This window comes from Fischerella muscicola PCC 7414, from assembly GCF_000317205.1.
Taxonomy (GTDB): domain Bacteria; phylum Cyanobacteriota; class Cyanobacteriia; order Cyanobacteriales; family Nostocaceae; genus Fischerella; species Fischerella muscicola.
This window is the reverse complement of sequence record NZ_AJLK01000052.1, coordinates 1-14,388: the sequence shown is the minus strand read 5'-3', so window position 1 is coordinate 14,388 and position 14,388 is coordinate 1. Positions and strand designations below refer to the sequence as shown.

The following is a 14,388-nucleotide window of genomic DNA, read 5'->3' as shown; positions in this document are numbered from 1 at the left end:
TTCTGACTGTATGAGCATTTAGCAATCAGTACAGGTCTGTCGATCATGTCTCAAAAATATCAACTTCGCCTGTGGTTTACCGGTTTATCTTCTACTTTTTTGGTGTTGGTAGCACCAACAATGGCTGAGTTACCAGGAAGCAAGCTGCTAGCACAGAATGTTGTTTCTCAGAATTTGGAAGCAGCTAGTTATTTTCAGCAGGGAGTGATGCGCTATCACCATCAAGATTTGCCTGGCGCAGAATCTGCGTTTCGTCAAGCTTTGCAGATAGACTCTAATATTGCTGCTGCACATAATTACTTAGGTAACATTATGTTGCAGCAAAGTCGTTTCGATGCAGCCGTACAAGAATATGCAGAGGCAATTAAACTGAACCCCAACTTGGGCGAAGCTTATTATAACTTGGGCTTGGGATTGCATAAACAAGGACAAGCTGATGCTGCTATTACCGCTTATCGTCAAGCCTTGATTATTAATCCGACGCTGGCAAATGCTCAGTATAATTTAGGTTTAGCTTTGTATGAAAAAGGACAGGCTAATGAAGCGATCGCAGCCTACCAACAAGCAATTAATTTAAATGGCAACAATGCTAATGCTTACTTTAATTTAGCGATCGCCCTGCAAGAACAAGGACAATTAGAAGAAGCGATCGCAGCTTATCGCCAAACCCTCAAGATCAATCCTGACAATGCTGTAGCTTACAATAACATGGGTAGCCTTTTGACTATCCAAGGTCAAACATCTGAAGCTGTTGCGACTTATCAAACAGCTATTAAACGCCTTCCTAATAATGCTGAAGCTTACTACAACTTGGGAGTAGCTTTATATAATCAAGGCGAGTTCAAAAAAGCCAGCAGTGCTTTTAAGCGTGCGCGTAATCACTACCGGGAACAGGGAAACACAGAACAAGCTAACAAAGTTGAACAGTTAATGCAGCAAGTTGCACAGATGCAACAACCAAAGCAACCCCAAGTTAGTCAAGCCTCAACTGCTTCTGAAGAGCAAGCTTCCCCAGATGAGTTACCAAATTTAGACACTTCTGTGGATACAGAAGCAAACCCCAGCAAAACTCCCACTCCAGAGGAAATCAATCCCGAAGAAGTACCTTTTTCATTGGAACCATCACCTGCGTTGAGGCAGTAAATTTGTTGTTAGTTGATAGTTGTTTGTTGGTTGATAATTTCCAACAACAACCAACCATCAACCACCAACAAACACCTATATTGGTAAACGATCAATATCTTTGTTACAACCTATGACTACAATTGCGGAACCACGTTCAAGGCGCTGGTTTGGATAAGGATTAATTTGAAATTTGCCATCATGACTTACCGCCAACAAATTTAGTCCATAACGGTTACGCAACTGTAATTCAGAGATAGTTTTGCCATGAAATTCATCAGGAACAATTAACTCTACAATACTGTGATCTGGGTCAAGCTCAAATCTTTCTAATATCGATGGTTTAGTCAGCGATCGCGCCAGTGAACATCCGGCTTCGTACTCAGGAAATACCACATGATCAGCCCCCACTCGTAAAAGTAGTTTCCGGTGAACTTCACTAGAAGCTTTTGCCACTACATGAGGTACACCTCCTTCTTTCATATTGAGGGTAGTGATAATACTTTCTTGAATATAATTTCCAATTGCGACGATCACCGTATCAAATTCAAAAACGCCTGCTTCTTTCAGCGCCGCTGGTTCTGTTGAATCTAACTGTAAAGCATGACCAACTATTTGGTCAGTTAAAGCATCAAATACTCGCTTTTCATCAATATCTGTTCCTAACACTTGATATCCTGATTTATGCAGGGATAAACAGACAGCACGTCCGAATCTACCTAAACCAATTACAGCAAATTGATGATTGTCTTTACGCAGACTACGAAAAAAACCTAATGATGACAGATTCACAGTTATTTCCTTTGTAAATGGTAATTGGTAATTGGTAAATGGTAATTGGCTTCCAAACAACAAACAACAACAAACAACAACAAACTATCAACCTACAAGTAAATTCTCTTCTGGATAGTGAATTCTACTAGGACGGGGGTCTCCTAGTATCGCTGACATGAGTAATAAAACACCAACTCTACCCACATACATTGTGGCAATTAGTATCAGTTTAGCTACTGTGGAAACAGTACCCGTAATCCCTGTCGAAAGTCCCACAGTGGCAAAGGCAGATACTACCTCAAATAAGATTTGAATAAAATCAAGCTTTGGATCTGTGAGGGCTATTAAAATTGTTGAGAGAATAACTGTACCAACAGAACCAATTAACACGCCAACAGCTTTTAAAATTAAAGGTAATGCTATCTTTCTTTCGTAGAGTATAACTTCTTCTTTTCCTTGTAGAATTGCTTGTGTGCAACTGGTTAAAACTCTCAAAGTTGTGGTTTTCATCCCGCCTCCTGTACCACCTGGACTTGCACCAATAAACATCAGTGCAATCGTAATAAATAAGCCCGCTGTTGTCATTTTGCTTATATCAATTGTATTAAAGCCCGCAGTTCTAGGAGTCACAGATTGAAACCAAGCAACTAAAATTTTGTCAAAAAATTTGAGATTTGCAAATGTTTGTGGATTTCTCAACTCTACAAAGAAAAAGGCTATTGTTCCCACAATTAAAAGCACGATTGTTGTACTAATTGCAACTTTAAAATCCAGGGAAAATAGGAGTTTTTCTTGTTTATGGCGAATGCGATCGCGTATCCACAGGAAAGCTTCTAAAATGACTTGATAACCGATACCACCAAAGATAATTAAGCCTGTAACTGTCAACACTAATAAAACAGAAGATTGATAACCAATCAAGTTATCTTTAAACAGACTAAAACCCGCATTATTCCAAGAATTAACACTATGAAAAATTGCTAACCATAGTCCTTGTTGCCATCCATAATCAGGCACAAAAGCTGGCAAGAGTAAAAATATCCCTGTGATTTCAAAAATCAATGTCACAGCAATAATTGAGCGAATAATTTGGGTGCTACCGCTCATTCCCGGACGATCTAAAGCTTGTTGAATGGCGATTTTTTGGCGGAGGTCAAATTTACGTCCAATCAGCAGAATCAGAAAGGTAGTAGTTGTCATGTAACCCAACCCACCAATCTGAACCAATAGTACGATAAATAACTGACCCCAAAAGGAAAAATAAGTACCAGTATCAACTACTCCTAATCCAGTAACACAAACTGCTGAAGTCGAGGTAAATAGGGCTACTATGGGGTCATTCCATTCACCACTACTGGTAGAAAAAGGCATCATTAGCAGGATAGTACCTACTGCGATTACTGCCAGAAATCCCAAACAAATTGTCCGAGAAACAGTCATATTTAGGTAAAAAAACAAACAGAAATAGGCATTGCTTGCAGGATGGTAAAAGCCTGAAAGCAAAAACACCCTTATCTAATTAAAAACACACATGGTAGCCTACGAGTATGTGTATTCAAATCAGTGAACAGTGATCAGGGACGTGGTGGAGGTTTGAGTCTGCGCTACCAAAGTATTTTAGTCTAATTACTGGGGAACTTATACCCAGTAATAAAACTGATAACTGATAACTGATAACTGATAACTGTTAAACTCTGCTTTATCCATGAGCGCAACTCTTTACAAGCAAATTCAGGAATTTTACGATGCTTCTTCCGGTTTATGGGAAGAAATTTGGGGCGAACATATGCACCACGGTTACTATGGTGCAGATGGTACAGAGAAAAAAAACCGTCGCCAGGCACAAATTGATTTAATTGAAGAGATCCTCAACTGGGCGGATGTACAGCAAGCTGAGAATATTTTGGATGTGGGTTGTGGAATTGGTGGTAGTTCCCTATACTTAGCAGCAAAGTTTCATGCTAGGGCAACTGGTATTACTTTGAGTCCTGTACAAGCTGCTAGAGCCAAGGAAAGGGCTAGTGAGTTTAATTTGAGTACCCAAACTAATTTTCTAGTGGCCAACGCTCTAGAAATGCCCTTTGCTGACAATTCTTTTGACTTGGTATGGTCGCTAGAAAGTGGCGAACATATGCCTGATAAAACCAAGTTTATACAAGAGTGCTATCGGGTGTTGAAACCGGGTGGAAAGCTGATTATGGTGACTTGGTGTCATCGGCCAACAGATGAGTCACCACTGACGACAGATGAACAGCAGCATTTAGCAAAAATTTATCAGGTATATTGCTTGCCCTATGTGATTTCTTTACCAGAGTATGAAGCGATCGCTAAGCAATTAGGTTTACAAAATATCCACACTGCTGATTGGTCAGAAGCAGTAGCACCTTTTTGGAATGTGGTGATTGATTCGGCGTTTACTCCCAAAGCGATATTTGGCTTACTGCGATCAGGTTGGAGTACGATTGTTGGCGCCTTATCTTTGGGGTTGATGCAGCGCGGTTACGAACGTGGGTTAATTCGATTTGGGTTGTTGTGTGGGGAGAAGGGAGGTGGGGTGATGGGGTGATGGGGTGATGGGGTGATGGGGAGGTGGGGTTGGGGGGCAATGGGGAGTGTGAGGGGTGTAAGGAGTGTGAGGAGTGTGAGGAGAATAAATAGTGACTAATGACCAATGAAAAATGACAAATGACCAATGACCACTAACAACCAACAACCAACCATCAACTACCAACAAATCTTATGAATCAAGTTTCACAATCAGGTTCTCCGAGTGCTTGGCTTTATGCTTTTTGGAAATTCTCTCGCCCGCATACAATTATTGGCACAAGTTTAAGTGTAGTGGGGTTATATTTAATTGCTTTTGCTATTAGTAATGACAGTTTTTCGCTATCGCCAATTTTGTTAGCGTGGATAGCTTGTTTATGCGGCAATGTTTATATTGTGGGGTTGAATCAACTAGAAGATGTGGCAATTGATAAAATCAATAAACCACATTTACCCCTTGCTTCGGGAGAGTTTTCTAGACAAACAGGCAAAGTAATTGTGGCAATTACTGGTGTTTTGGCGCTGTTAATTGCTTGGTTAGGTGGGCCATTTTTATTGGGGATGGTAGCAATCAGTTTAGCGATTGGTACAGCTTATTCCTTGCCACCAATTCGTTTAAAAAGATTTCCTTTTTGGGCGGCATTGTGCATTTTTTCTGTGCGGGGGGCGATTGTTAATTTAGGTTTGTTTTTACATTTTAGTTGGGTGTTGAGACAAAATAATTTGATTCCAGTTATTCCAGCAGTAGTATGGGCATTAACAATTTTTATTTTGGTATTTACCTTTGCGATCGCTATTTTTAAAGATATCCCAGATATGGAAGGCGACCTCCTGTACAACATTACGACTTTGACAATTCAACTTGGTAAGCAAGCAGTATTTAATCTTGCCCTTTGGGTATTGAGTGTATGTTATATCGGTATGATTTTAGTTGGCTTAATACGTCTGGCTGAAGTTAGTTCTCTATTTTTGGTAATTACTCATTTACTAACACTGGGTGTGATGTGGTGGCGTAGCTGGGGAGTAGATTTGCAGGATAAAAATGCTATTGCCCGTTTCTACCAATTTATTTGGAAATTGTTTTTTATTGAGTATCTAATTTTCCCTCTTGCTTGTGTTTTGGCTTAGGTTAGTTTTGTTTGATCGCAGAAAATATATGATCCTTTTTTAGGCAACCTCATACAAAGAAAGAATGCGATCGCGTTCCCTATTTTATGATCTGGAAATACTAGGGTTGTAGGCATGTTTTTGAAATCCAGCAACCTTTAATATTATGTTGAAATTTTTCGATCATCCTTTCCCATCTAATGGTTTTATCCCTCATGGACATTGTTATCTCTGGAAAACTGGATTAGTTTGGCTGCACATTATTTCTGATGGAACCATCGCCCTCGCCTATTATTCTATTCCCTTTTTACTTATCTACTTTATTCACAAGCGCAAAGATGTTCCTTTCAACGGAGTTTTTCTGCTATTTGGTGCTTTTATTATTGCCTGTGGTACTGGACATTTGATGGATATCTGGACGCTTTGGCATCCTAATTACTGGGTTGCAGGTGTTCTGAAAGCTGTAACTGCCATTATTTCCATATATACAGCATTTGCATTAGTTTATCTCATGCCTCAAGCCCTGACACTACCTAGCCCTGCCCAGTTAGAAGCCATTAATCGCATACTCAGCAGTGAAATCGTGCAGCGTAAGCGGATTGAGCAAGAACTACGCCAAGCAGAAGAAACTGCGAAAAATTCCAGCCAAGCCAAGAGCGAATTTCTCGCCAATATGAGTCATGAGTTACGTACACCCCTCAACGGTATTTTAGGCTATACACAAATCCTCCAACGCACGGAACCATTAACCGAAAAAGGACGCAAAGGAGTTAGCATTATTTACCAATGTGGTTCTCATCTGTTAACTCTCATTAATGATGTTCTGGATCTTTCCAAAATTGAAGCCCGAAAACTAGAATTGAATCCTATTGATTTTTACTTTCCTGCGTTTCTAGACAATGTGATTGAAATTTGCCGGATTCGGTCAGAACAAAAAGTCATTGGGTTTGATGTTCAACTTGATCCTAATTTGCCCACAGGGATTCGTGCTGATGAAAAACGCTTGCGTCAGGTATTGCTCAACTTGCTTGGTAATGCGATTAAATTTACTGAACAAGGTAGCGTCACTTTCAAAGTAGAGGTAATAGGTAATAGGGAATGGATAATAGGAAAGGAAAAACGACCAAACCAATTACCAATTACAAAAATTCGCTTTCAAGTCACAGATACTGGTGTGGGTATCGCCTCTGAGCAAATCCAGAAAATCTTTCTGCCCTTTGAACAAGTGGGAAATCACAAACGACAAACTGAAGGTACTGGTTTGGGATTAGCAATCAGCCAAAAAATTGTGAGTTTGATGAGTAGTCAAATTCAAGTAAAAAGTGAATTTGGCAAGGGTAGCACTTTCTGGTTTGAGGTGGAATTACCACAAGCCCAAGACTGGGCAAAGGTTTCTCGAGTGGTAAAACAGGGAACGATTATTGGTTATCAAGGGCAAAGGCGCACGATTTTAATTGTGGATGACAAATGGGAAAACCGATCGGTCATTGTAAATTTACTAGAACCAGTTGGGTTTACTGTTGTAGAAGCTAGTGACGGAAAAGAAGGATGGGAAAAAGCAATTTTCCACAAACCAGACTTAATCATCACCGATTTAATCATGCCAGTGATGGATGGATTTGAGTTGATCAAACGTTTGCGTCAGTCTTCCCCCTACAAAGAGATTACTGTGATTGCTTCTTCAGCCAGTGTGTTTGCAACTGATCAGTATAAAAGTATTGAAGCAGGTGCAGATGCATTTCTACCAAAGCCTGTAGAAGCTGATGTGCTGTTGGAACTGCTGCGACAATATTTGCAACTGAAATGGATTTATGACAACAAGATAGACAAAATAAAAAAAACCAATGTAGCTAGTCTGGATGATCCAGCTGAGATGACTCTTCCTGCCAAAGATGTTTTACAACAGTTACTGACATTATCACAAGACGGGGATATTCAAAGAATTTTAGAAATAGCTCAGCAAATTTCTGCATCTGATGAGCAATTGATAAGTTTTGCTCAGCAACTTATACAACTAGCTAGCAATTTCCAACTCAAACGTTTAGAAACTTTTATTAAACAAAGTATCAATTAATTCGAGGTAAATTTCACTTTTAAATCCATCATGACAAACACCTCAAATACCGGATTTATTTTAATTGTGGATGATAATCCGACTAATTTATCTGTTTTATGCGAAGCCCTCAATAGTGAGGGATTTCGTTTTCGTGTTGCCGTTGATGGAGAAAGTGCGATTGCTCAAGTCGAACGAAATCAACCAGAGTTAATTTTACTAGATGTACAAATGCCGGGGATTGACGGATTTGAAACCTGTCGTCGCCTCAAAGCCAATCCTGTTAGCCAAAACATTCCCATTATTTTCACCACTGCCTTAAATGATATCGAAAGCAAAACCAAGGGATTTGCCCTTGGGGCAGTAGACTACATTCCCAAACCGTTTGCCCAGGAAGAAGTGATTGCTAGGGTACGTGTGCATTTGCGATTAAAACAACTAACTGAATCTTTAGAACAACAAGTCAGCGATCGCACTGCTGCTTTAAAAAAAGCTCAAGTGCAATTGGTGCAACAAGAAAAACTATCAACATTGGGAGAGTTAATTGCTGGTGTTGCCCACGAAATCAATAATCCCATCAGTTTTATCGCTAGCAATCTCCCGCCTTTAGAAGAATACATTGCCGGAGTTAGCGAAATTATCCAACTGTATCAACAAGAATATCCAAACCCGACAAGCAGAATCACCACTGCTATTGAAAAATTGGATTTGGATTTTGTTCTCGAAGATATGTTCAAAATCTTAGAATCACTCAAAGTAGGATCGGAACGCATTGAGAATATTTCGACATCACTACGCAATTTCAGCCGTTCGGATTCCGATGTCAAAATGCCTGCGGATTTACACGAAGGACTTGATAGTACGCTGATGATTTTGCAACATCGCCTCAAGGGTAATAGCGATCGTCCGCCCATCGAAGTCATCAGAAATTATGGTCAATTGCCAGAGGTAAACTGCTGTATAGGACAGATGAACCAAGTATTTATGAACATTCTGGCAAACGCAATTGACGCCCTTGATGAAGCGATCGCCCAAGAAAAAATTAGCGATTCTATTCCTCAGATTCAAATTACAACAGAGGTAGATACTGAACAATGGGCAGTGATTAGCATTGCTGACAATGGCATGGGTATTCCTGAACCTATCCAACAAAGGCTATTTGAACCTTTGTTTACCACAAAACCTGTTGGCAAAGGTACAGGACTTGGCTTATCGATTGCCCATCAAATAGTTGTGGAAAAACACAATGGTGAATTGTTAGTTAATTCTCAACCAGGTAAAGGAACTGAGTTTATCATCAAAATTCCAATCATGAGCGCCACAGGATAAACTAGTTTGCGAGGAATACATACCCAAAACGGGGATTGTGGAGAAATAAAAATGGAATTATCTCAAATTAGTAACTTTATAGCCGTATTTATAGTGTTAATTAGTTTATCTATTCTGATTTATTTGGCTAGAAGAACTATCATCACCGACAAATATTTTCAAACAGGAATTAACCTTTACCAACAAAAAGATTTTCCGGGTGCAGAAGCAGCTTTTCGTCGGGTAATCGCGATTAACTCCACAAATGATGTTGTGCATTTACTGTTGGGTGACGCCCTTATCCAACAAGGTAAAGTTGATGCAGCAATTGTTGAATTTCAAGATGTAATTAAGCGCGCGCCCAAAAAAGTCGATGCCTATTTACGCTTAGCTCAAGCTTTGATGCAACAACAAAAACCACAAGAAGCAGTTACGGTTTTGCAACAAGCCCAAGATTTATTACAAAAGCAGCGTCGAGTTGATCAAGCTGAAAAAATTCAGCAGTTACTACAACAGATTTCTTTAGCATCAGGTGATGCTGAATAATTTTCAAAAATGCACAAAAAACCCCAATTTACTCAAAAATTTTAGCACATCGAAAATGACTAATTTTAGCCCAGTCCTGAAAAGAAGGAAAATCGTTGATTAATTGATAAAAAATCGCATCATGGTAACATTACTTAACCAACTTAATAATTTTTATAAAGTTGAAAATATTCTCTGCTTTCATCGGTGTGTATCTGTGTACCCTACGCGAAGCCGCGCTTGGGCGCGTCTACGATTTTTCCACAAGATTGTAACTGGGTTGCACAGGTGAGTAATTATCGAACACCGATGTAGACGCGCAAGCGGCTTCCCGCAGGGTACACGGATGAACACAGATGGACATAGATAATTTTTTATTAATCTAAAATCCAAAATCTCAAATCGGATGACAAATCAAAAGGGTAAAGTTTACCTCGTAGGTGCAGGATTGGGAAATGTGGCATACCTAACGCTAAAGGCTTACAACCTGTTAGCGATCGCTCAAGTTTTAATTTACGATGCCCTTGTCGATGGGGAGTTATTGCAGTTAGTACCAGCTGATTGCTTAAAACTAGATGTAGGTAAACGTGGTGGCAAACCCAGCACACCGCAAGCAGAAATTAATCATTTACTAGTCAAATACTGTCAGCAGGGTAAACAAGTAGTCCGGCTCAAAAGCGGTGATCCGTTTATTTTTGGTCGCTGTAATTCGGAAATGGCAGCTTTGACAGCGAATGGTTGTGAATTTGAAGTTGTACCGGGAATATCTTCTGCCTTAGCAGCACCTCTGTTGGCAGGTATTCCCCTAACAGATCCGGTTTTGAGCCGTTGCTTTGCTGTGTTTACTGCCCATGATCCCAATGCTTTAGATTGGGAGGCGCTGTCTCGGTTAGAGACATTGGTAATTTTGATGGGGGGACAGAACTTGGGTGAGGTTATTAAGCGGTTGCAACAACAGGGGCGATCGCCATCTACGCCAATTGCTATTATTCTCTGGGCAGGAACTAAAGAACAACAAATTTGGACAGGAACACTTGAAACCATTGTGGAGCAAACATCTGGAATTTTGCTCTCGCCAGTAGTAATTGTAATTGGGGAAGTAGTGGGGTTACGCAGAAACTAACAACCTGAGAATATAGTCTTAGACGATTCCCAAAAGCTATGGCAAGCAACCTCTCCTCCTCTCACTCTATTGCCGTTCCTACCGCTTCCCACTTACCCCTCAACGGTAAAACTATTCTGGTGACACGTTCGGTTGGACAGTCGAGTCAATTTACAGAACTCTTAGTAGCAGCAGGCGCCCATGTTGTGGAAATGCCTGCTTTAGAAATTGGCCCGCCTTCTAGTTGGGAAGCTTTGGATGGTGCGATCGCCCTATTATCTGAGTTTGACTGGTTAATTCTGACCTCAACCAACGGTGTAAGCTACTTCTGTGAACGACTGATGGCCCAGGGTAAAGACATTCGCGCCTTGGCGGAAGTCAAAATTGCCGCAGTCGGTGAAAAAACTGCCCAAACCCTCAGACACCATTGTTTACAACCAGATTTCATCCCCCCAGACTTTGTTGCTGACTCCCTAGTCGAACACTTTCCTGAGGAACTCACAGGTAAGAAGATTTTATTTCCCAGAGTCGAAAGCGGCGGACGGGAAATTTTGGTGAGGGAACTAACCGCCAAAGGTGCAGAAGTTATAGAAGTACCAGCATATCAATCTTGCTGTCCGGATAGTGTTCCTCCTTCAGCAGCACTCGCTTTACAGAGTGGTACAGTTGATGTGATCACCTTTGCCAGTTCCAAAACAGTCCAATTTTTCTGTCAACTGGCAGAAAAAATCTTCTCTGGTAACTCATCAGAAAATCAATTATCCGTAGTGGCAAATTCTCTAGAAGGAGTTTGCATTGCTTCTATTGGTCCACAAACTTCTCACACTTGTCGTTCTCTGTTAGGACGTGTAGATGTGGAAGCCCAAGAATATACTTTGGAGGGTTTGACCGCAGCACTAATAAAATGGGCGACAGATTCGTAGTCAATTGTTCAGAGTCAATTGTCCATTGTCCATTGTCAAAAGTATAGATAATTTCCAATTGACCATTGACCATTGACCAATGACCAAAAAAATCATCGGCTTAACAGGTGGTATCGCCACAGGCAAGACAACTGTTGCCAATTACTTGGCAGATGCTTATAACTTGCCAATTTTGGACGCAGATATCTATGCCCGAGAAGCAGTCTGTGTCGGTTCACCTATTCTTGACGCGATCGCTACTCGTTACGGAAAACAAATTTTACTACCAAACGAGAACCTTGATCGCCAAACATTAGGCGAAATCATCTTTAAAAACTCCGAAGAACGTACTTGGGTAGAGAATTTGATTCATCCTTACGTACGCGATCGCTTTCAGGCAGAAATTAAAGCATCTACCGTAGAAACACTAGTCTTAGTTGTACCATTATTATTTGAAGCCGGAATGACTAATTTAGTCACAGAAATTTGGGTGGTATGGTGTTCACAACAACAACAATTAACAAGATTAATGCAGCGAAATCATATCACATTCGAGCAAGCACAAGCCAGAATTCACAGCCAAATGCCCATAGGAGAAAAAGCAGCCCGTGCTGATGTAGTCTTAGATAATTCCTCCACCTTAGAAGCACTCTTAAAACAAGTCGATGCAGCCTTAACCAAACTCTAATCCCCCCCAGTCCCTCCATCTCCCCACCTCCCCATCTCCCCACTGCCCCTAATCCCCACTCCCTTGGGGGAGTGGGGGCCGGTGAGTTCCCCACCTCCCCATCTCCCCACCTCCCCACCTCCCCAATGGAACTGCGACATCTACGATACTTCGTGACATTAGCTGAGGAATTACATTTTGGACGGGCGGCGGAACGTTTACACATTGCCCAACCTCCTCTGAGTCAACAAATTCGTCAGCTAGAAGTAGAGTTGGGCTTTCAATTATTTCACCGCACGAAAAGGAATGTAGAGTTAACAGCAGCTGGGCAAGTATTTTTAGGTGAAGTTCAAAAAATTCTGAAGCAGCTAGAACAAGCAGTGCAACTAGGAAGACAAACTAGTCGCGGTTTAGGGGGACAGGTTGTAGTAGGCTTCGTCAGTTCTGCGGCGTATAATATATTGCCAAAAATCCTGCGGACATTTCGTAGTTGTATACCAGATGTAAATCTGGAATTACACGAACTAACTACAGACCAGCAATTACAATTGTTACACGATAACCGAATTGATGTTGGTTTGTTGCGTCCACCAGTAGAAGAAGACACATTTTGCTGGGAGATAATTTTTTATGAATCATTAGTGGTGGCGTTACCAGAAACCCACCTACTGGTTGCTCAATCGAGTGTATCGTTGTTTTCACTCCAAGCAGAACCCTTCATTTTGTTTCCTCGTCCTTTAGCCCCTGGAGTATACGACTCGATCATCAGTTTTTGCCAGCAAGCCAATTTTAGTCCCACCGTTGCCCAAGAAGCAATTCAGATGCAAACTATTGTGAGTTTAGTAGCAGCAGAAATGGGTGTGGCGATCGTACCGGAGTCTCTGCAAAATTTACAGAGAACGGGGGTAGTTTATAAACCCATACAGGAACCGACGCCTAAGATAGCGTTAGCGATGATTTGGCGACGTGACAATACATCCGCAACTGTGCAGAGGTTTTTGGAGGTAGTGAGGCAAGTTACTATTACTTGGAAAGAAGCTGCGCTACCATAATGCAGTTGTCTACTCACACACATCTTGCAAATAATCAATGAATAATCTCCACAACTATAATCCTAGCGGCATAGGACAAATTAATGGCAATCTCTTTGGTTTGCCGTTTGATTATGAGTCTGCAAATTTAATTGTCTTTGGTGTACCGTGGGAAGTGACTGTTTCCTATGGTGCGGGTACTGCCAATGGCCCACAAAGAATTTTGGATGCTTCACCGCAATTAGATTTATTCGATTTTGATCATTCTGATGGATGGAAACAGGGAATTTTTATGGTAGAAATTCCCCAAGATATTTTAGATAAAAACACATATTATCGCGCTTTAGCTGCACAAATTATTGAGCGCTTAGAGGAGGGGAAACAATTAACAGACACACCAGATTTAACTCCTGTTCTGGCAGAAATTAATCAGGCTTGTCAACAAGTTAATCAATGGTTATTTGAAAACTGTCAGAAAGCAATTAATCATGGAAAAAAAGTAGCTGTGATTGGTGGAGATCACAGTTCACCGTTAGGTTATTTCCAAGCATTAGCAACTAATTATTCCGACTTTGGTATCTTGCATATTGATGCACACGCAGATTTACGGGATACCTATGAAGGATTTGAATTTTCTCACGCTTCCATCATGTTTAATGCTATGAAACTACCGCAAATTTCCAAGTTAGTGCAGGTAGGTTTGCGTGATATTTGTCATGATGAAGTAGAAATAATTAACCAGTCCAATGGTCGAATTATTGCTTATTACGACCCAATAATGAAACAAATGCTCTACTCTGGAAAGACTTGGATTGAGTTATGCCGACAAATTATTAATCATTTGCCTGAATACGTTTATATTAGCTTTGATGTTGATGGTCTTGATCCAAAACTTTGTCCAATTACAGGTACTCCTGTTCCTGGTGGAATGGAATTAGAAGAAACTTTTTGTTTGTTCCGCGAACTAGTAAAAAGTGGTAGAAAAATAATTGGTTTTGATGTGTGCGAAGTTGGTGATGCTGAATGGGATGGTAACGTGGGGGCGCGGATTGTTTATAAGTTGGCAAATTTGATGGATTTATCTCAGCAAAAGTAGAAGCATAAGAGGTCATTTATAAAGTAAAAATAAAATTCTTGTAGGGTGTGTTAGGCGCAGACTTTGGCTATAGATTCTCATGAAAAATATGATAAAAGCGCCTAACGCACCATCTTATCTAGCGGTGCGTTAGGCTGAAGCCATAACGCACCCTACT

Annotated in this window: 11 protein-coding genes and 1 pseudogene; 10 read left to right on the top strand and 2 right to left on the bottom strand. The window is 40.7% G+C overall.

Annotated features, from left to right (window positions below):
• Positions 1–45: 45 nt before the first annotated feature.
• Positions 46–1,143 (top strand): tetratricopeptide repeat protein, encoded by a 1,098-nt coding sequence (locus tag UYI_RS0107455; RefSeq protein ID WP_016866053.1) that lies wholly within the window; start codon positions 46–48, stop codon positions 1,141–1,143.
• Positions 1,144–1,218: 75 nt separating this feature from the next.
• On the opposite strand, the gene UYI_RS0107450 is transcribed toward UYI_RS0107455, so the two are convergent.
• Both UYI_RS0107450 and UYI_RS0107445 read right to left on the bottom strand, forming a co-directional pair.
• Positions 1,219–1,914, bottom strand: a complete 696-nt coding sequence (locus tag UYI_RS0107450; protein ID WP_016866052.1) for a potassium channel family protein — start codon at positions 1,912–1,914, stop codon at positions 1,219–1,221.
• An 87-nt stretch (positions 1,915–2,001) separates the two neighbouring features.
• On the bottom strand, positions 2,002–3,336 hold the full coding sequence (locus tag UYI_RS0107445) for a TrkH family potassium uptake protein (RefSeq protein ID WP_016866051.1): 1,335 nt from the start codon (positions 3,334–3,336) through the stop codon (positions 2,002–2,004).
• A 265-nt stretch (positions 3,337–3,601) separates the two neighbouring features.
• On the opposite strand from UYI_RS0107445, the gene UYI_RS0107440 reads away from it, so the two are divergent.
• The 9 genes and pseudogenes from UYI_RS0107440 to speB all read left to right on the top strand — a co-directional run bounded on the left by UYI_RS0107440 (position 3,602) and on the right by speB (position 14,231).
• The gene (locus UYI_RS0107440) at positions 3,602–4,462 is read left to right on the top strand and encodes a methyltransferase domain-containing protein (RefSeq protein ID WP_016866050.1); all 861 of its coding nucleotides are present in this window, start codon (positions 3,602–3,604) and stop codon (positions 4,460–4,462) included.
• A 173-nt stretch (positions 4,463–4,635) separates the two neighbouring features.
• On the top strand, positions 4,636–5,568 hold the full coding sequence (locus UYI_RS0107435) for a homogentisate phytyltransferase (RefSeq protein WP_016866049.1): 933 nt from the start codon (positions 4,636–4,638) through the stop codon (positions 5,566–5,568).
• A 145-nt stretch (positions 5,569–5,713) separates the two neighbouring features.
• On the top strand, positions 5,714–7,621 hold the full coding sequence (locus tag UYI_RS0107430) for an ATP-binding protein (RefSeq protein WP_016866048.1): 1,908 nt from the start codon (positions 5,714–5,716) through the stop codon (positions 7,619–7,621).
• Between the two features lie 30 nt (positions 7,622–7,651).
• Complete coding sequence (locus tag UYI_RS0107425) at positions 7,652–8,929, top strand: sensor histidine kinase (protein WP_016866047.1); 1,278 nt, start codon at positions 7,652–7,654, stop codon at positions 8,927–8,929.
• A 51-nt stretch (positions 8,930–8,980) separates the two neighbouring features.
• Entirely contained in the window at positions 8,981–9,454 is a 474-nt protein-coding gene (locus UYI_RS0107420) for a tetratricopeptide repeat protein (protein ID WP_016866046.1), read from the top strand.
• Between the two features lie 385 nt (positions 9,455–9,839).
• Positions 9,840–11,458, top strand: a pseudogene (gene cobA / locus UYI_RS40150) (uroporphyrinogen-III C-methyltransferase).
• A gap of 79 nt (positions 11,459–11,537) precedes the next feature.
• A complete protein-coding gene (coaE, locus tag UYI_RS0107405) occupies positions 11,538–12,125 on the top strand; it encodes a dephospho-CoA kinase (protein WP_016866045.1) in 588 nt (195 codons plus the stop codon).
• A gap of 125 nt (positions 12,126–12,250) precedes the next feature.
• Entirely contained in the window at positions 12,251–13,156 is a 906-nt protein-coding gene (locus UYI_RS0107390; RefSeq protein WP_026085802.1) for a LysR family transcriptional regulator, read from the top strand.
• Between the two features lie 37 nt (positions 13,157–13,193).
• Complete coding sequence (gene speB / locus UYI_RS0107385) at positions 13,194–14,231, top strand: agmatinase SpeB (protein WP_016866042.1); 1,038 nt, start codon at positions 13,194–13,196, stop codon at positions 14,229–14,231.
• Positions 14,232–14,388: the final 157 nt, after the last annotated feature.

What these genes read in the sequence shown, in the direction of transcription:
- UYI_RS0107455 (WP_016866053.1), top strand. Translation starts at nt 46, where the DNA reads ATGTCTCAAAAATATCAACTTCGCCTGTGGTTTACCGGTTTATCTTCT.
- UYI_RS0107440 (WP_016866050.1), top strand. Translation starts at nt 3,602, where the DNA reads ATGAGCGCAACTCTTTACAAGCAAATTCAGGAATTTTACGATGCTTCT.
- UYI_RS0107435 (WP_016866049.1), top strand. Translation starts at nt 4,636, where the DNA reads ATGAATCAAGTTTCACAATCAGGTTCTCCGAGTGCTTGGCTTTATGCT.
- coaE (WP_016866045.1), top strand. Translation starts at nt 11,538, where the DNA reads ATGACCAAAAAAATCATCGGCTTAACAGGTGGTATCGCCACAGGCAAG.
- UYI_RS0107430 (WP_016866048.1), top strand. Translation starts at nt 5,714, where the DNA reads ATGTTGAAATTTTTCGATCATCCTTTCCCATCTAATGGTTTTATCCCT.
- UYI_RS0107445 (WP_016866051.1), bottom strand. Translation starts at nt 3,336, where the DNA reads ATGACTGTTTCTCGGACAATTTGTTTGGGATTTCTGGCAGTAATCGCA.
- UYI_RS0107420 (WP_016866046.1), top strand. Translation starts at nt 8,981, where the DNA reads ATGGAATTATCTCAAATTAGTAACTTTATAGCCGTATTTATAGTGTTA.
- speB (WP_016866042.1), top strand. Translation starts at nt 13,194, where the DNA reads ATGAATAATCTCCACAACTATAATCCTAGCGGCATAGGACAAATTAAT.
- UYI_RS0107425 (WP_016866047.1), top strand. Translation starts at nt 7,652, where the DNA reads ATGACAAACACCTCAAATACCGGATTTATTTTAATTGTGGATGATAAT.
- UYI_RS0107390 (WP_026085802.1), top strand. Translation starts at nt 12,251, where the DNA reads ATGGAACTGCGACATCTACGATACTTCGTGACATTAGCTGAGGAATTA.